Source organism: Crystallibacter degradans, from assembly GCF_012952295.1.
Taxonomy (GTDB): Bacteria; Actinomycetota; Actinomycetes; order Actinomycetales; family Micrococcaceae; genus Crystallibacter; species Crystallibacter degradans.
The window spans coordinates 43,663-60,361 of sequence record NZ_JABBCH010000002.1 but is presented as its reverse complement, the minus strand read 5'-3'; the positions used below and the strand labels follow the sequence as shown (position 1 = coordinate 60,361).

General features: G+C 64.0%; 17 protein-coding genes and 1 tRNA gene. 8 read left to right on the top strand and 10 right to left on the bottom strand.

Annotation, left to right across the window (positions count from 1 at the left end):
- Nucleotides 1–13 precede the first annotated feature (13 nt).
- The 5 genes from HGO92_RS04000 to HGO92_RS03980 all read right to left on the bottom strand — a co-directional run bounded on the left by HGO92_RS04000 (nt 14) and on the right by HGO92_RS03980 (nt 3,739).
- Nucleotides 14–379 carry a hypothetical protein gene (locus HGO92_RS04000; RefSeq protein ID WP_169992173.1) on the bottom strand — a complete coding sequence of 122 codons (366 nt, stop codon included), beginning with the start codon at nt 377–379 and terminating at the stop codon, nt 14–16.
- 215 nt (nt 380–594) lie between these two features.
- Nucleotides 595–1,137: a YceI family protein gene (locus tag HGO92_RS03995; RefSeq protein ID WP_169992171.1), complete on the bottom strand. Its 543-nt coding sequence runs from the start codon at nt 1,135–1,137 to the stop codon at nt 595–597.
- Nucleotides 1,138–1,271: 134 nt separating this feature from the next.
- A complete protein-coding gene (locus HGO92_RS03990; protein ID WP_169992169.1) occupies nt 1,272–2,069 on the bottom strand; it encodes an enoyl-CoA hydratase/isomerase family protein in 798 nt (265 codons plus the stop codon).
- A gap of 27 nt (nt 2,070–2,096) precedes the next feature.
- The gene (locus HGO92_RS03985) at nt 2,097–2,885 is read right to left on the bottom strand and encodes an inositol monophosphatase family protein (RefSeq protein WP_169992167.1); all 789 of its coding nucleotides are present in this window, start codon (nt 2,883–2,885) and stop codon (nt 2,097–2,099) included.
- 53 nt (nt 2,886–2,938) lie between these two features.
- The gene (locus tag HGO92_RS03980; RefSeq protein ID WP_169992164.1) at nt 2,939–3,739 is read right to left on the bottom strand and encodes a LysR family substrate-binding domain-containing protein; all 801 of its coding nucleotides are present in this window, start codon (nt 3,737–3,739) and stop codon (nt 2,939–2,941) included.
- A gap of 124 nt (nt 3,740–3,863) precedes the next feature.
- On the opposite strand from HGO92_RS03980, the gene HGO92_RS03975 reads away from it, so the two are divergent.
- Complete coding sequence (locus HGO92_RS03975; protein ID WP_169992163.1) at nt 3,864–4,259, top strand: DUF5997 family protein; 396 nt, start codon at nt 3,864–3,866, stop codon at nt 4,257–4,259.
- Nucleotides 4,260–4,323: 64 nt separating this feature from the next.
- On the opposite strand, the gene HGO92_RS03970 is transcribed toward HGO92_RS03975, so the two are convergent.
- Nucleotides 4,324–4,704 (bottom strand): VOC family protein, encoded by a 381-nt coding sequence (locus HGO92_RS03970; RefSeq protein ID WP_169992161.1) that lies wholly within the window; start codon nt 4,702–4,704, stop codon nt 4,324–4,326.
- A 110-nt stretch (nt 4,705–4,814) separates the two neighbouring features.
- Nucleotides 4,815–4,897, bottom strand: a tRNA-Leu gene (locus HGO92_RS03965).
- A 426-nt stretch (nt 4,898–5,323) separates the two neighbouring features.
- Here HGO92_RS03965 and HGO92_RS03960 point away from each other — a divergent pair.
- Genes HGO92_RS03960 through pknB form a run of 7 tightly spaced genes read left to right on the top strand, consistent with a single transcriptional unit; the run spans nt 5,324 to nt 14,929 of the window.
- Complete coding sequence (locus HGO92_RS03960) at nt 5,324–6,064, top strand: FhaA domain-containing protein (protein WP_169992159.1); 741 nt, start codon at nt 5,324–5,326, stop codon at nt 6,062–6,064.
- Entirely contained in the window at nt 6,064–6,546 is a 483-nt protein-coding gene (locus HGO92_RS03955; protein WP_169992157.1) for an FHA domain-containing protein FhaB/FipA, read from the top strand. Before HGO92_RS03960 ends, HGO92_RS03955 begins: the two co-directional genes overlap by 1 nt.
- Before the next feature lie 2 nt (nt 6,547–6,548).
- Complete coding sequence (locus tag HGO92_RS03950; protein WP_169992155.1) at nt 6,549–8,189, top strand: PP2C family protein-serine/threonine phosphatase; 1,641 nt, start codon at nt 6,549–6,551, stop codon at nt 8,187–8,189.
- A complete protein-coding gene (locus HGO92_RS03945) occupies nt 8,182–9,618 on the top strand; it encodes an FtsW/RodA/SpoVE family cell cycle protein (RefSeq protein WP_169992153.1) in 1,437 nt (478 codons plus the stop codon). The genes HGO92_RS03950 and HGO92_RS03945 overlap by 8 nt, the downstream gene beginning before the upstream one ends.
- Nucleotides 9,615–11,063: a peptidoglycan D,D-transpeptidase FtsI family protein gene (locus tag HGO92_RS03940; RefSeq protein WP_169992151.1), complete on the top strand. Its 1,449-nt coding sequence runs from the start codon at nt 9,615–9,617 to the stop codon at nt 11,061–11,063. Before HGO92_RS03945 ends, HGO92_RS03940 begins: the two co-directional genes overlap by 4 nt.
- The gene (locus tag HGO92_RS03935) at nt 11,060–12,853 is read left to right on the top strand and encodes a protein kinase domain-containing protein (RefSeq protein WP_169992149.1); all 1,794 of its coding nucleotides are present in this window, start codon (nt 11,060–11,062) and stop codon (nt 12,851–12,853) included. Before HGO92_RS03940 ends, HGO92_RS03935 begins: the two co-directional genes overlap by 4 nt.
- A gap of 27 nt (nt 12,854–12,880) precedes the next feature.
- Nucleotides 12,881–14,929 (top strand): Stk1 family PASTA domain-containing Ser/Thr kinase, encoded by a 2,049-nt coding sequence (gene pknB, locus HGO92_RS03930; RefSeq protein ID WP_169992147.1) that lies wholly within the window; start codon nt 12,881–12,883, stop codon nt 14,927–14,929.
- Between the two features lie 39 nt (nt 14,930–14,968).
- Here the strand turns inward: pknB and HGO92_RS03925 are convergent, their stop codons facing one another.
- The 3 genes from HGO92_RS03925 to HGO92_RS03915 are packed head-to-tail and all read right to left on the bottom strand — an operon-like array spanning nt 14,969 to nt 16,607.
- Nucleotides 14,969–15,613, bottom strand: coding sequence for an aminodeoxychorismate/anthranilate synthase component II (locus HGO92_RS03925; protein ID WP_169992145.1), 645 nt, complete (start codon nt 15,611–15,613; stop codon nt 14,969–14,971).
- 2 nt (nt 15,614–15,615) lie between these two features.
- Nucleotides 15,616–15,780, bottom strand: a complete 165-nt coding sequence (locus tag HGO92_RS03920; RefSeq protein WP_169992143.1) for a hypothetical protein — start codon at nt 15,778–15,780, stop codon at nt 15,616–15,618.
- Between the two features lie 2 nt (nt 15,781–15,782).
- Entirely contained in the window at nt 15,783–16,607 is an 825-nt protein-coding gene (locus tag HGO92_RS03915) for a class E sortase (RefSeq protein ID WP_169992140.1), read from the bottom strand.
- Nucleotides 16,608–16,699: the final 92 nt, after the last annotated feature.

The window sequence follows — 16,699 nt, the reverse complement described above, 5'->3', positions numbered from 1 at the left end:
GCGGCGGGGTGGGTCAGCGCCCTGCTGCGTTCCGCCCCGTCTCATCGGTGTCCGGATCGGGCTCATTGTCCGGGTCATTCAGAGTTCCGCCGGGGACATCCTGGAGCGGAACCTTGGAGGTCTCGCCGAGTGCCGGATCATCCAAGAGCGGCTTGTCCGACCGGGCGGCGGGGTCTTCGATAGGCAGGTCGTCCTTGTTGGTGCCTCCCGGCGGAAACCCGCCGGCCCCGGTGCCGCCGTAGTAATCCCGGCTGCCCAAGCTATTGTCTTTCTCCCCGGTCCCGCCCGTGGATGCACCCGTTGCCGCATGGGCCCCGGCAGTCCCGGAGGTTCCGGTCGAAGCATCATCAGGATCGATCGTTTCATTGACACTTGCCATGATCATCCTCTTCCAGTTGGATACTGACTTGAAACCGTCGGGCTTCAGAGAGTGGCCGCCTATTTCCAACGGTACATAACATGACCAGTACCGGCAACGAAGTAGTAAGACTGCTGAGAATCCGCTCCGGTATACGGCAAAAAACGAACGCCCGCCCCGGAATGGGAGCGGGCGTTCGGCTCAGTGGGCCGGCACAGCCGGCCGGTACTTTCGGATCAGTTGGCCGGCAGCACGAAGGCGGCGTCGACCGTGATGGTGACTTTGTCGCCCACCAGCACGCCGCCGGCTTCGAGGGCGGCGTTCCAGGTGATGCCGAATTCCTTGCGGGAAATCTGCGTGCTGGCGGAGAAGCCTGCTCGGGTGGAACCGAACGGATCGACAGCCATGCCGCCGAACTCGACGGCGAACGTCACCGGCTTGGTGGTGTCCTTGATGGTCAGTTCGCCGCCCAGCTTGAATTCCTCCGGGCTGCCCTGGACCTGGTTGGCCTTGAAGGTCATGTGCGGGAACTGCTCCACGTCGAAGAAGTCGGCGCTCTTGACGTGGCCGTCGCGGTTGTCGTCATTCGAGTCGAAGGACGCGGTCTTGACCGTGGCCTCCACCGAGGACGTAGCCAGGGAATCACCGACCACCAGCGTAGCGTCGGCCTCGGTGAACTGGCCGCGGACCTTGCTGATGCCGGCGTGGCGGACCACAAAGCCGATCTCGGTGTGGGAAGTGTCCAAATTCCAGGTTCCGGGAGTGAGTTCAAAAGCCATAACGGTGCCTCCTAGGCGTAGATGCTGGGATGCCTCCCTGCGATGATCATGCATTTGCATCTAGTATGACCCTTATTTAGTTGAAGTGTCAACTTACCTCGAAGGCGCCGTCCGTCCTCCAGAACTTAATCCGCCTACTTCCCCGTGAATTCGGGCTTCTCCTTGGCCAGGAAGGCCTTGGTTCCAATCCGGGCGTCCTCGGTGGCAAAGGCCGCTCCGAACGCCTTCCGCTCCACCAACAGCCCCTCGGCGGTAGGCAGACCGGCGGCAGCATCCACAGTGCGCTTGGCGTTGGCGACGGCGGCCGGAGACTTTCCGGCGATCTCGCGGCAGGTGGCCGCGGCGGCGTCGAGCATATCGTCCTTGCTCTCGAACACCGCGTTCACCAATCCAATCCGGTAGGCCTCCTCGGCCCCGATGGTCCGCCCGGTGTAGATCAGCTCCTTGGCCCGGGCCAGCCCCACCAGATGCGGCAGGCGCACCGTGGCCCCGAAGCCGGGGATGAGGCCCAGGTTCACTTCGGGTTGACCGAACTTGGCGTTCGCCGTGGCGTAAATGAAGTCACACCCCATGGCCAGCTCCAGCCCCCCGCCGAGCGCGAAACCGTTCACGCATGCCATCACGGGAATAGCCAGTTGTTCGAGCGACCGGGTCAGGTCCTGCATGCCGGCGCTGTAGTCGCGGGCCTGGGCCGGGGTCATGTCAGCCATCTGCCGGATGTCGGCTCCCGCCGCGAACGCCTTCTCCCCCGACCCGGTGATCAGGATGCTGCGCACTTCCGCGCCTTCGGGCGACTGGACGTCCGCCACAAACTGGGTCAGGTCGGCCACCACCTGCGTGCTCAGCGCATTGAGCGCCTCGGGCCGGTTGATCACCACGGTGGCCAGTTCGCCGAGGCATTCCAGCTGGATGGTTTCGTACGTCTTCTCCATGGGCATTCCCTTCCGGATCTTTTCGGGCTAAGCCCGGCTCTGCAACAGCGCGACGGCGTCCGCCACCTGCGCTTTTCCACCGGCTACATACCAGCGGTAACCATTAAGATGCACGACGGCGGTGTCCCCGCCTGCCGCTTCCACCAGGGCTTTGCCCGGGAGCCAATCCCATTCCGGCAGGCCCTGCTGGAACCACACGCCGAAGATACCGGCCGAAGTCGCTGCCAGCTCACAGGACGCCGAGCCCCAGGTACGGTACGTTGCCGCTCCCAGCACGGCTGCCATGTAAGGCGCGGCCGCGGCAGGATCCCGAAGGTACGTGTGGTGGAGGTACGCGGAAGCGCAGCTTTGGTCCAACGGGGCACTCATGGCCTCACCGGTCCGAACGCCGTTGCGGGTGGTCGGCAGACCGTCCCCGCCGATCCACAGCGCATCCTCGGCTGGGTGGTAGATGGCACCGAGCAGGCCGCCGTCGTCGCTCTTGAGGGCGATGGCAGCACACCAGTAGGTGCCGCCGGTAAAGAAGTTGTAGGTCCCGTCCACCGGGTCGATGACCCAGGTGCGTCCGGACGTGCCCGTGTGGCTGGAGCCTTCCTCACCGAGGATACTGTCGTCGGGACGGACCCGGCGCAGGGTCTCCACCACCAACTGCTCGGCCGCATGATCTGCTGCGGTGACGACGTCGGAAATACTCGTCTTTTCCTCGAACGTCACCACGGCGGCACGCATTCCTGCCGCCAGTGTGCCCGCGGAGCGCACCAGCCAGGCGGCGAGTTCGGCGTCGTCAAGGTGTTCGGGGATCTCGGGTGAAGTCATAGCTCCACCCTAATGGCGAAGCCGGTCTGCCTCTGCCGCCGGGCACCGGCGGGTCAGCGGCCGCCCTTGCGCGGGCCTTTGCCCCGCGGCTTGCCGCCCTTTGCCGGCCCGCCCTTTTGCTGCCTGCCTTTTGCAAAGCCGCTTTTGCCGGAACCGCTCTTGGCCTTGCCCGCCGTTTGGCCTCCTTTTGATTGGCTCCCCTTCGCCTGGCCGGCTTTGCCGTCGCTTCCGCCGGCAGGCTTGCGTCCGGCTTTGGAGTCCTTCTGTCCGGCCTCCTGTTGGGCGGACGGCTGCCGGGAGCTGTTGGCGGTGCGGCCGCGGACAATCCCGATGAACTCTTCGATGGTTTCGTTGGTCCTGTCGGTTATCCATGCCACCCCGATTTGCGTTTCGGGGGCACCCGACAGGGGTTTATAGACCACGTCTTTGCGGTTATGCAGCCTCGCCACGGACATCGGCAGGATCATCAGCCCGGCTCCGGAGGCCACTACTTCCACGCCGGTCTTGGCTCCGCCCATTTCCACCGGATCCAGGAAGTTCTGGCCGTCCAGCTCGGCCAGCGGCACGTCGTCGTCGTAAAGCTCTATGTCGTGGTCTTTGGGCGCGACCACCACCGGCAGCTCTGTATATAAGGGGATGATGCTCAGGCCCTCACGGTCCACCGGCAGGCGCACAAAGCTAAGATCCGCCCGGCCATCCCACAGCACAGCGGCCTGTTCGGCTTCTTCGCAAGCGAAAACGCTGAGCGTGACGTCCGGGACGCGTTCTTCCCAACGCCGGACCCACTTCCCAGGCGTCACGCCGGGCACAATCGCGATCCGCAAGGCCGGCAACGGCGGTACTTGTGCATCCATGCGACTCCTTCCGGCCGGCCTGGCCGACGCTTCGTCTGTTCCGGCGCCGGCCGCGCAGGCAGTCCCAGCGAGGGGCCGCACCAAGCTCTTCAACACCTTAGCCCAAGACAGTTACGCTTGAGCCATGACAAGCGCGAAATCCTCCCAGTCCATGAAACCTGCCACGGCAGCCAAGAAGCTGGGCATTTATCTCCCGGCCGCCCCGCAGGAATTCCAGGACAACCCGGTGTCGCGCGAAGAATTCAGCGAACTGCAGTCCAATCCGCCGCAGTGGCTTGAAGAGCTGCGCCGCAACGGTCCGCATCCCCGCCCCGAGGTTGCCCGGAAACTCAACGTGTCCATCAGCGGTCTCGCCCGCGGCGGGGTCACCGAACCGCTGACGACGGCGGAAATTACCGAGCTGCTGCAGAACCCGCCGCAGTGGCTGGTCGCCGAACGTGCTTCGTTCGCCGCGGTCCGTGCCGAGGAGCTACGTCTCAGGGACGAAGCCAAGAAGGACGAAGACAAGAAAGCCAAGTAACCGGTACCGCACTCTCCGTCCGGCTCTCGGCGCCGCGGCGGACGGAGAGTGCGGCGGTCGGCCGTCAGTCCTGGTGGAGCTGGATCAGGTTTCCGCAGCTGTCATCGAAGACCGCTGACATCGCACCGCTGGGATCCACCTCCGGTTCCCCGGTGAACTTCACACCCTTTGCTGTGAGCCGCTCATATTCCGCCTGCACATCGGGAACGCCGAAAACAATGGCGGCCATACCGGCGTCGTACACGCCCCTCATGTAGGCCTCGCCAATGGGGTTGTCGCTCGGTTCCAAGAGCAGGCCGGCGCCCTGCCCCTCGTCCGGCGACTTAACGATGAATAACTGGTGTTCCGGCATCGCCATGAGTTCCTCGAAGCCAAGCGTTTCGGTGTAGAACTTGAACGCTTCGGCGGGGTTCTGGACATGGATGCTGCACATTTTGATACGCATGCCGTGAAGACTACCCCGGCCGTCGCGCTGCGGGGAAGGTGCGGGAGCGTCTCGGGGGCACGCCTTAAACACTTCAGCCCCGGTCCAAAGACCGGGGCTGAAGTTCTGCGTGCGCGAGGGGGGATTTGAACCCCCACGCCCTTTCGGACACTGGCACCTGAAGCCAGCGCGTCTGCCGTTCCGCCACTCGCGCGCAACTTCCTTGCAGATCGTTTCCTGCAAGAACAGCGAGATCAATACTAGCCTGAAACCTGCCGAAATTCCCAATCGGCGGATTCGTGCACCAAAACCGGGGGTGTTGGGAAGCGCGCCCAAGTCCATTGGGACAGGATGCGGGCCCTTGCATCCCCTGAAACAAACGGCTTCGCGCGGGCAGGCCAGCGGAACGCGCACGCCGAGTTGAACGCCGCCGCTCGCTCTGGAACACTGCCGGAGACGGAAAATGGAGCATGAGCACCCAAGGTGACCTTCGCCACTGCACGGCAACTTTCGGTGGCGGGGAAACGTTAGCGTTAAAGCCTTTTGGACCAGTCACAAGTAGTATCGAAGTGGATAATCGTCCTACGGGCGTGCCCTCGTGGCATGCGCGGACCGCTATACCAAGGAGAGGAGGCAGCCAGTGGGCTTACTGGATAACGTTGAACGCGGCATCGAAAAGATGGTCCGCGGTGCCTTCTCGGTGGGCGGAAAAGGCCAGGTCCAGCCGGTGGAAATCGCGAGCCGCCTGCGCCGCGAACTCGACAACCGCTCCATCACCCTGGCCCAGGGACGCACGCTTGCCCCCAATGTATTCGAGATCCGGCTCAGCGGTGCGGATTACGCCATGGCCCAGCAGTGGGGCTCCACCCTGGCGGAAGAACTGTGCGATGTGGTGATCAACCACGTGAACAGCCAGAAGTACACGCTGCAGGGTGCTGTACGCGTTTCCTTTAATCACGACGACGAACTCAAGCCTGGGGATTTTGAAATCGACTCCTCGGCGGAAAAGTCCGGTGCTGAGCCGGCCTCCCAGCCACGCAGACCGGCCGCGCCGGCGGCGCCTGCCCGCCAACCCACCAGACTTCAGCCCGTCCTGGAGATCGAAGGCCAGCGCTATTCTTTGAACGCACCCTCCATCGTTCTCGGCCGGTCATCCGAAGCGGACATCCTCATCGACGACACGGGGGTCTCCCGCAAGCATCTTGAAATCCGTACGGAAGGTGGATCCGCCACTGCCGTGGATCTCGGCTCCACCAACGGCAGCTTTGTCAACGGCCAACGCATCCATGGCCAGGAGGACCTGACTGACGGGACCGTGATCACGATGGGCCGTACCCGCATTACTTTCCGTCTGCTGCCGGCACGGGGCGGCGGGGCCTGATGGACGATCTGGTAGTAACCGCCCTGCGCTTCGGATTCCTGATCTTGCTCTGGCTCCTGATCATCAGCATCATCTCCGCACTTCGCAGGGACCTGATGATCGGCAAAAAGGACAAGACCGGTGCCCCGACGGCACGACAGGCTCGCAAGAATCCGGATCTGGCCGAGCAGCACGCCGCACCGCCGCGCGTTCAGGCGCACAGACTGATCGTCGTCGAAGGCCCCCTGGCCGGCAAGACGCTTGACCTCGCAGCCAGTCCGATCCTGCTGGGCAGAGCGCAGGAAGCAACACTCGTGCTCGAAGACGATTATGCGTCGGGCCGCCACGCCAGGTTGTTCCCTCAGGGCAGCCGCTGGTTCATCGAGGATTTGGGTTCCACCAACGGGACCTACTTAGGGGATACGCAACTGACACGCGCCCTGCCGGTTGAACCCGGCGCACCCATCCGGATCGGTAAGACGGTCATTGAATTGAGGCCATAGCCATGGCATTGATCCTGCGCTACGCGGCGCGGTCGGATGTAGGCAAGTCCCGTTCCAAGAATGATGATTCCGCCTACGCCGGGCACCATCTGGCTGTTGTGGCAGATGGCATGGGTGGCCATGCGGGCGGCGATGTCGCCTCCGCTTCCACTGTCCTGGACCTGGTCCATCTGGACCGCAGCGACCACGAGGACCCCGCCAACGTCCTCGCAGACGAAATCCAGACCGCCAACTCCATCCTTTCCGAGCTTGTGCAGACCAGCCCCAAGCTCGCCGGCATGGGCACCACGGTGACGGCCCTGCTGCTCCACGATGACCGGCTCGAGTTCGCGCATATCGGGGACTCGCGCGCCTACCGGCTCAAGAACGGGACCTTCGAACAGGTCAGCATCGACCACACCTTCGTCCAGCGGTTGATCGATGAGGGCCGGCTGCGTCCCGAAGAGGCGGAGGTGCATCCGCACCGCAATGTGCTGATGCGGGTCTTGGGCGATGTGGATGCCAGCCCGGAACTGGATCTGGCTTCACACCCTGCCGAGGCCGGCGAGAAGTGGTTGCTGTCCTCGGACGGGCTCGACGCCGTCGTGCCGGACCACGTGATCGAAGACGCCGTCCGCTATTCGGATTCGCTTCAGGACACGGTGGACAAACTCGTGGAGCTCACGCTTGAGGGCGGGGCACCGGACAATGTCACCGTTGTCATGGTCGAAGTAGTGGAGGCTACCGAAGCGGATCTGGCCGCCGCGGCCGTCCGGTTGAATACGCAGCCGGAGCCCGACGACGCCTTGATCGATGATGCTGCTGCCGTCCCCGCTGCCACTGCTTCCACCGGCCGGCAAAATAACGACGACGGCACCGCCGCAGCTGCGTCCGTCGCGGATGGCGCGGCGGACGCCGTGGACCTGTCCGGCAATCCCATCGGCGCGGTACGGGCCGACTTGATCCGCCGCGAACTCTCCACCCGGCCGCACGTGCTTGTAGGTGCCGCTGCCCTTGCCACGGAGACCGGCCAGATCCCGATCGTTACCCAGCACTCCACGCAACGCCGCGCTGCCGCTCTGCTCACCCACAAGGCCCCTTCGGCCGAAAGCCCGGCTGACGATGAACCGGAGGAGCCCGTACGGCGCGGCTGGATCGTGCCTGCTTTTCTCGCCGTGATGTCCATACTCCTGGTGGCCGTCCTGTGGTTCGGCTACCTCTGGACCCAGACCCAGTATTTCGTTAGCCAGTTTGAGGGCCGCGTCGCCATCTATAATGGGGTCTCGCAGAACATCGGTCCCATCGAGTTGTCCCATCTGGACACCGCTTACAACATCCGGCTGGAGAGTCTGCCCGTGTACCAGCAGCAACGGCTGAACTCCAGCATTCCGGCACGGGATCTGGAACATGCCGAAGAAATCGTGGAAAGCCTGCGGGTCACCAGCCGCCGGAACTGTCCTGATCCCGTGCCCACGCCAACGCCTTCGCCGGGCGGTGAGAGGTCTACCTCCTCGCCCTCTGAGCCGCCGTCCCCGGCGGCATCCCCGTCGCCGGAGGCAGCAGAGTCGACGGCAAGGCCAACCGCTTCCGCCGCCGGCGGGACCCCAACACCCCAGCCGACGCCGACCATTCCGCCCGAATGCCTAGGTGGTCCCGTTGAGTAACATCACGACCGTCCCCAAGCCCCGCCGCAACGTTGAGTTGCTGCTGCTGATTCTTGCCCTTGCTGTCGGCGTAGGCGCGAACTTCCTGGTCGGACTGGACCAGGACCAGGCCCTTGACTCGGATTTCTTCGTTCAGGGGTCCACGCTCATCTTCCTAGTCTTCGCCGTGCATATAGTGCTGCGCATCCGCGCGAAATATGCCGACCCGATAATACTTCCCGTCGTGACCGCCATGAACGGCCTCGGTCTGGCCATGATCCACCGGATTGACATCGCAACCGGAGACCAAGCCGCGAACCGCCAGCTGCTGTGGACCGGCATGGCCATTGCTGTCCTCATCGCTGTGATCTGGCTGCTCCGGGACCACCGTGTCCTGCGCCGCTTCACGTACATTTCCCTGATAGTTAGCGCCGTCCTGCTGATGCTTCCCCTCCTGCCCGGCATCGGCATGGAGCTCAACGGGGCGCGGATCTGGATCAACCTCGGGTTCGCCACCTTCCAGCCAGGTGAAATTGCGAAGATCACCCTCGCTATATTCTTCGCCGGTTATCTATCGACAAACCGGGACCTGATCCTGCTGGCCGGCAAGAAGCTGGGCCCCCTGCAGCTGCCGCGCTGGAAAGACATGGGCCCCATGGTGGTTGCCTGGCTAGTCAGCATCGGCGTCCTGATTTTCCAGCGGGATCTCGGTTCCTCCATCCTTTTCTTCGGACTGTTCATGGCGATGATCTACATTGCCACCAGCCGGGTCAGCTGGATCCTGATCGGCCTGGTCATGATCGCATTCGGCGGGTTTGTCGCCTTCAAGCTCTTCCCGCATGTGACCGCCCGGATCGACGGCTGGCTCAACGCTTTTGACCCGGAGGTCTACAACCGCATCGGCGGCAGCCACCAGATTGTCCAGGGCCTGTTCGGTCTGGCCAGCGGCGGCTTGACCGGCACCGGACTTGGCCAGGGACGGCCGGACCTCGTTACCTTCGCCAACAGCGACATGATTATCGCCGCGATGGGCGAAGAACTCGGCCTCATCGGTTTGTCGGCCATTGTCATGCTTTACGTGTTGCTGGTCAGCCGCGGCATCCGCGCCGCCCTCGGCACCCGCGATTCCTTCGGCAAACTGCTCGCCACAGGCCTGTCCTTCACACTGGCACTGCAGTGCTTTGTAGTCATCGGCGGCGTCACCCGCTTGATCCCGCTGACCGGCTTGACCACACCCTTTATGGCTGCCGGCGGTTCCTCCCTGCTCGCCAACTGGCTGATCATCGCGCTGCTGCTGCTGATTTCCGACGCCGCCCGGCGGCCCGCCATGACCGGTCCGATCAGCAGCGGCCGGCCACGGCAACGGGGCCTGGCGCGCATCAAAGCCCTGGGCAGCAAACCCGCGAAGAACCAGGATCCGCACCGCACCGTGGAGGTGAAGAAGCCATGAACCAGGCCATCAGAAATACGTGGGTAGTCGCGATAGCCATGTTCGCGTTGCTCTTCGGTTCCCTAACCGTGGTGCAGTTCTTTGAGGCGGACGATCTTAATGCCAATGACTGGAACAGCCGCACCCTGTACAAGAACTTCGATAAGAACCGCGGCGCCATTCTGGTCGGCGGAGATCCCATTGTGGAGTCGGTCCCGTCCGACGACGAGTTCGAGTACCAGCGCGTTTACAACGAGCCCGAACTCTATGCACCCATCACCGGGTTCTATTCGCTGGTCTACAGCGCCACGCAAATGGAAGCAGCCATGAATGAGGAGCTGTCGGGCAACAGCAACGACTTCTTCTATGACCGGATTCTGCAGCTGTTCTCGGGGTCCCAGGTCGAAGGTGCTTCGGTGGAACTGACGCTGGATCCGGAGCTTCAGCAGATGGCCTTCGACATGATCCCCGACGGGATGAAGGGGTCCATCGTGGTGATGGAACCGGATACGGGAAACATCCTGGCCATGGCCTCCAAGCCCAGCTTCGACCCCAACCTGCTGGCGGGACATAACACCGAGGAAGTCACCTCGAACATGGCCGAGTTGGAGGAAGTGGCCGGTCTCTCGCCGTTCACCAATCCGGCCACGCAGAGCCTCCTGGCACCGGGTTCGGTCTTCAAGCTGGTCGACACCGCAGCCGCTCTCGAGTCAGGCGAATACGACGCGGACAGCGAGCTGGACAACCCGGCCGAGCTGCCCCTGCCCGGAACCAACATCTCCCTGCCGAACTATGTCAACGGCGGTTGCGCGGCACGTACCACCGTTGATTTCTCCTTTGCTCTGGAGCAGTCCTGCAACACGCCCTTTGCACAGATCGCCATGGACCTCGGCGAGGACGCCATTGCCGAGCAGGCTCGGAAGTTCGGCTTCGGCGAAGCCTACAAGATTCCGATTCCCGTTACCGCCAGCCAGTTCCCCACCGGCATGAGCGACGATCTGCTGGCCCAGGCCGCGATCGGCCAATACGACGTCCGCGTGACTCCGCTCCAGGTAGCTATGGTGAGCGCCGCCATCGCCAATGACGGCGTCCTGATGAAGCCGAATCTTGTGCGCACAGTCCGCGCTCCCGACCTGCGGGTGCTTGACAGCCCGGAACCCGAAGAACTGCAACGTTCCCTGTCCGCAGAGAATGCGGAGCTCATCCAGCAGTGGATGGTCAACGCTGTGGACCGCGGTATTGCCAACGGAGCTGCCATTCCCGGCGTCGAGGTTGCCGGGAAAACCGGAACCGCAGAGCTGATGGCCGGCAGCGAGGGCAATAACTCCTGGTTCACCGGGTTCGCTCCCGCCGATGACCCGGAGGCCGTGGTCAGCATCGTCATTGAAGATGTGGACCTGGCCACCGGCTCCCAACTGACTAGTCCGAACGCTCAGAAACTCCTAGAGGCGGTGTTAAATAAGTGAGGCCTACATCGGGTATCACCTTAGGCGGCAGATACCAGCTCACCGAACGTATCGCCATTGGCGGCATGGGTGAAGTCTGGAAGGCACAGGACAAGGTCCTGGGCCGCATTGTCGCCGTCAAAATCCTCAAAGAGGAGTACACCGGTGACCCGGGCTTCCTGAACCGCTTCCGGGCCGAAGCACGCCACACAGCACTGCTGAACCACGTGGGCATCGCCAATGTCTTCGATTACGGCGAAGAGGAAGGCTCCGCGTATCTGGTCATGGAGCTGGTTCCCGGCCAGCCGCTGTCCACGATCATCGAGCGCGAACGCGTGCTCTCGCCGGACCGTACCCTGTCGCTGATCGCGCAGACCGCGCGTGCCCTCGCCGTCGCACATGCCCAGGGACTGGTGCACCGCGACATCAAGCCCGGAAACCTGCTGATCACGCCGGACCGCCGGGTCAAGATCACGGACTTCGGCATCGCCCGCCTCGCCGACCAGGTTCCGCTGACCGCTACCGGCCAGGTCATGGGTACGGCCCAGTATCTTGCTCCGGAGCAGGCCACCGGCCAGACCGCCACAGGCCAGAGCGACATCTACTCGCTCGGCGTGATCGGCTACGAATGCCTCTCCGGCGCGCGCCCGTTCTCCGGGGAGTCGCAGATCGCCATTGCCCTGGCACAGGTCAATGACACGCCGCCGCCGCTGCAGGAAAACCTGCCGCGCCCGATCCGCGCGCTGCTGATGTCCATGCTGGCCAAGGATCCCGCCGACCGTCCCGCCACGGCCGAGAAGCTTGCCGAGGCTGCCGAGGCCATCCGCGCCGGCAATATCCGCGCGGCCGAAGCCGCCGTTCCGGGCATGCTCCTTTTCGACGGCGGCGACGCGGCTACCAGCGCGGTTACCGCCCCGGTCCCGTCCGCAGGGACGGCTCCCACGCGGACCGTTGACGCCGGCACCTCGCAGCTTCCTGCCGTCGGCGGTGCTGCCGCTGGCGCTGCTGCAGGTGCTGCCGCGGCCGGCGGGGTGGGCGCCGAGCGTGCTTGGACCGAAACTGATATTGACGACGACGGCGAGGTGCCGCCGCAGAACCCTCGCAAAAGACGCAGTCCGTGGACCTGGCCGCTGATCGGACTGATCGCGCTGATCCTCTTCGCAGTCCTCGGCGCCTGGCTGGTCCCCCTGCTCACCGCAACGGATGATGAGTCCACACCGCCTCCGGCCGCGACGTCGTCGACAACCAGCAGGTCGGCTACGGCCACCACTACGGAAGCCACCGAGACCACACCCGCCCAGACCCAGGACGCACCCACCACCACGCGGGAACCCTCGACGCCGGATACCGTCCAGCTCGTAGCGTCGAGTTTCCAGGGCCGCCCCTTCGAAGAAGTCCGTACGCAGCTCGAGAACGACGGTTTCGGCGTCGTCGGTGATCCGGTGCAAAGCGACGTCGAGGAGGGCCTGGTGACCGACATCAGTCCGTCCGGCTCGGTGGAACCGGGCGCGACCATCACGGTGAGTTATTCCGAGGGCCCCGGCACCGTCGATATCCCGGGCGGGCTCTCCGGCCAGTCGGAGCAGCAGGTGCGCGAGTCCCTGCTGCAGCTCGGCTTGAATCCGCAGAACGGGGGCGAGGAGCCGAACGACGCCCCCGCCGGCACCGTGATCAGCATGGATCCGGCGCCGGGCACTGCCGTCCCGGAAGGCTCCACCGTCACCTACATCGTCTCTTCCGGTCCCGAAGAGACCCAGGAGCCGGAAGAAACGCTCACCCTGCCGACAACCGTCCCGGACGCGGAGGGATAAGCGTTGTGAACAGTTGCGGACTGGAACATGGAAGGTAAGTACTCAGTGGAAGCGCCCCAGGTCCTGAACGGACGTTACGAGGTAGGTGAACTCATTGGCCGTGGAGGCATGGCCGATGTCCACCTCGGTCGTGACGTCCGTCTGGGACGCACCGTGGCGATCAAGCAGTTGCGTGCCGACCTGGCCCGTGACCCCTCCTTCCAGTCCCGTTTCCGCCGGGAAGCGCAGACTGTCGCCGGGCTGAACCACCCGGCCATCGTCGCGGTGTACGACACGGGCGAGCAGGAGCTCCCCGGTTCAGCCGCCCATGATGTCAAAGCACCCTTTATTGTCATGGAGTACGTGCGCGGCCGCACCCTTCGCGACCTGATCCGGTCGGGCGAACTGACCATCGAAAAGTCGGTCGAGTACGCCCTGGGCGTGCTGGCAGCTCTGCAGTACAGCCACCGCTCCGGCATAGTGCACCGGGATATCAAACCCGCCAACGTCATGGTGACCCCGGACGACCAGGTGAAGGTCATGGACTTCGGCATCGCGCGCGCCCTGGCGGATTCCGCCGCGACGATGACCCAGACCCAGGCCGTCCTCGGTACCGCGCAGTACCTTTCTCCGGAGCAGGCACGCGGTGAAACGGTGGACGCACGGAGCGACCTGTACTCTGCGGCCTGCCTGTTGTATGAAATGCTGGCCAGCCGCCCTCCGTTCATCGGCGACAGCCCGGTTTCCGTGGCCTACCAACATGTCAGAGAACTGCCGGAACCGCCCAGCAGCTTCAACCGGAACGTCACGCCCGCCTTGGATTCCGTGTTGGCGCGCGCACTGCAGAAAGACAAAACAGACCGTTTCCAGGACGCAGCCTCCTTCAGTGCGGCCCTTCAAGGCGCCCAAGAAGGCATCGTGGTCGGTGCCGACGAGGCCCGGACCGAAGCGATGCCCGCACAGAACGCTCCGACTGCTGCCTTCACAGCGGCTCCGTTCCCCGTTCCGGTAGGAACACCGGGCAGTAACGGCCCCAGCACGCCCGAAGCCGGGGAATCTCCCGACGAGCAGTACGACACCGATGGACTGGACCAGACCGGCGCCATCAACGCATCGCCCCACACGGCCGCCATCCCGATGGCACTGCAGGTCGGCAACGAATCCGAAGAAGTCGATACACGCCGCCGTACCCGACGACGCGCGTGGACCACGGTGCTGGTGATCGCGCTGATACTCCTGCTGGTCGGCGGTGGTTTTTACCTCTTCAACTACCTGCGCAACGCCCAACCCGACATGGTCGCCGTACCTCAGGTGGCCGGTATGGAACAGACGGAGGCCTCCAACACCATTTTCAACCATGGCCTGGTGCCGCAGATCGAGTCCAGGTTCAGCGATGAAGTAGCCGAAGGCGAAGTCATCAGCACCGACCCCGAGGGCGGCACAGCAGCCCTGCCTGACAGCGAAGTCATCATCTACGTGTCGGAGGGCAAGGAGTTCGTCACAATTCCGGAGGACTTCAGCGGCCGCACAGAGGGCGAAGTCCGGGACAAGCTTCGCCAGCTCGGTCTGGTCCCGGGGGAGAACGTCTCGGCCAACAGCGCCGTAGTTCCGAGCGGGAATGTCATCGCTACGGACCCCAAGGCCGGTGAGAAGGTCCGCACTGACTCCACCGTCGACCTGGTCATTTCAAATGGCCTGGTAACCGTCCCGGCGCTCCTCGGCAAGACGGAGGAGGAGGCCATCAGCCTGCTCCAGGACGACCCCGCCGTCGCATTGCCTTACCGGGTTGAGCAGGTGGAAAACGAGGTTGTCGAGCCCGGCACGGTGACCGCGCAGAGCCACAATGCCGGCAGCAATGTTGCGCAGGGCACGGAAATCGTCATTACTGTTGCCGTCGCGCCGCCGGAGCCGTCCCCGGAACCGACGGAACCGGAGCCCACGGATCCGCCGACGGATTCGGATGAGAATAACGGGAACAATAACGGCGATGACCGCGGCCGGGGAAATAACGACGGCGGCCGGGACGACAGCGGCAACGACGGTCGCGACGACAGTAACAGCCGCGCCTACGACGACTCAGACATCCCGTTCCTCTAGGCCGAAGCTACGTAGGTCTAGAGGCTATCCGGGCTGCGGCTACTTGGTGATCAGCGGGCTCAGGGTCGCCGCGCGCTCCGCTGCGCCTTCCATGCCCAGCGATTCCAGCCAGTTGCCCAGCATGAGGTAGCCGCCTTCGGTCAGCACGGACTCGGGGTGGAACTGCACGCCCCACAGCGGGGCTTCGCGGTGCGCCAGGCCCATGATGACCCCGCCATCGGTTTCGGCGGTGATCTCCAGCTGCGCGGGAATGGTTTCCCGGACTGCCGCCAGGGAGTGGTAGCGCGTGGCGGTGAAGGGGCTGGGGACGCCCGCAAAGACATTCTGGCCGCGGTGCAGCACCTGGGACGTCTTGCCGTGCATCAGCTCCGCTGCATGGGTCACTACGCCGCCATAGGCCTCGGCCAGCGCCTGATGGCCCAAGCAGACGCCGAGCATCGGCTTGCTGTTCTCGCCGCACCAGCGGATCAGATCCACGCACACACCCGCCTCGGCGGGGTTTCCGGGCCCGGGGGAGACCAGCACGCCGTCCCGCGCTCCGGCCAGCTCGATTGCTTCGGCAAGTGTCACGTCGTCGTTCCTGACAACGGTCGTCTCGGCTCCAAGCTGCTGCAGGTAGCCCACGAGGGTGTAGACAAAGCTGTCGTAGTTATCGACAACCAGGATGCGGGGAGTGGTGGTCATGATTATTCGATCGTGCCAATCGTGGAATCGGTGAGCGGGTTGAATTGCGAAAGCCAGGGGAAGACAAACTGCAAAAGCAGCAGGACTGCCCCGGCAATCAACAGGATGGATACAATGATCCGCACCCAGAGCGGCCCGGGCAAATGGCGGAAAATCCAACCGTACATAATCAGCTCCCGCTTCCTGCCGGAGCGGCGGCATACTCGGCCACGCGCTCGGCAATCTCGGCCGGCGGCCCCTCGGACATGGGCTGCCAGCTCTCCATCACGGCGTAGGCAATGATGCGTTCCGTGGCACCGTACCGTGGGTTGCACGCGGTCATGGTCAGATACCGTTCCGTCGGTTCGGCCTCGGGCTTGGTGGGCACCGGAGCAATGACATCCACGCGGTCCGGCATCACAATCTGGTTGTTGCGGAAGGTGTACGTGTAGTAGCCGTCCTTGGTCTGCACATAGATCTTGTCGCCGGGGACCAGGGTGTGGATCAGGTCCAGTACCTGCCCGTGGGTCTGCCGGTGTCCGGCAACCGCGAAGTTTCCTACCTCGCCCGGCATCTGGGTTCCCGGGTAATGGCCAAGGCCCAGCGAGTCCAGCACATCAACCCCGACACCGCTGGTTACCGGCCGGGCGTGGTCCTCCCCGAAGCGCGGCACATAGACGACGGCGAACGTCTCGCCGTATTCGGGCTTGTCCAGAACCGGCGGCTCGGCGTCGTCGTTATTTTTTTCCCCGCTGTTCGCTTCCGGGCTGGCGGACGGTGCAGCAGCGGGCAGCTCGAATTCCTCGAAGAGCGAGGTGAGGGCCTCTTCCTGCTTCTGGTTGGACTCGATGTTGGTCCACCACAATTCCCAGCCCACAAACAGCAGCGCCACCAGGCCCAAGGTGATCAGCAGCTCGCCGATCACTTGAACGACAACCTGCACGGGGGACCTGCGCCCGCTGGCCTTTCGCCGTCGCCGGCGGCCCGGGACAGCAGGATCCACAGCGTCCGCCACGGCACCTCCAGGTTGGTGTTGTGACCGCGCACTTCCGGGAGGAGCGGAGTGGTCACAACCGCAGAACAGTATTAGTAGACTAAACAGCTAGA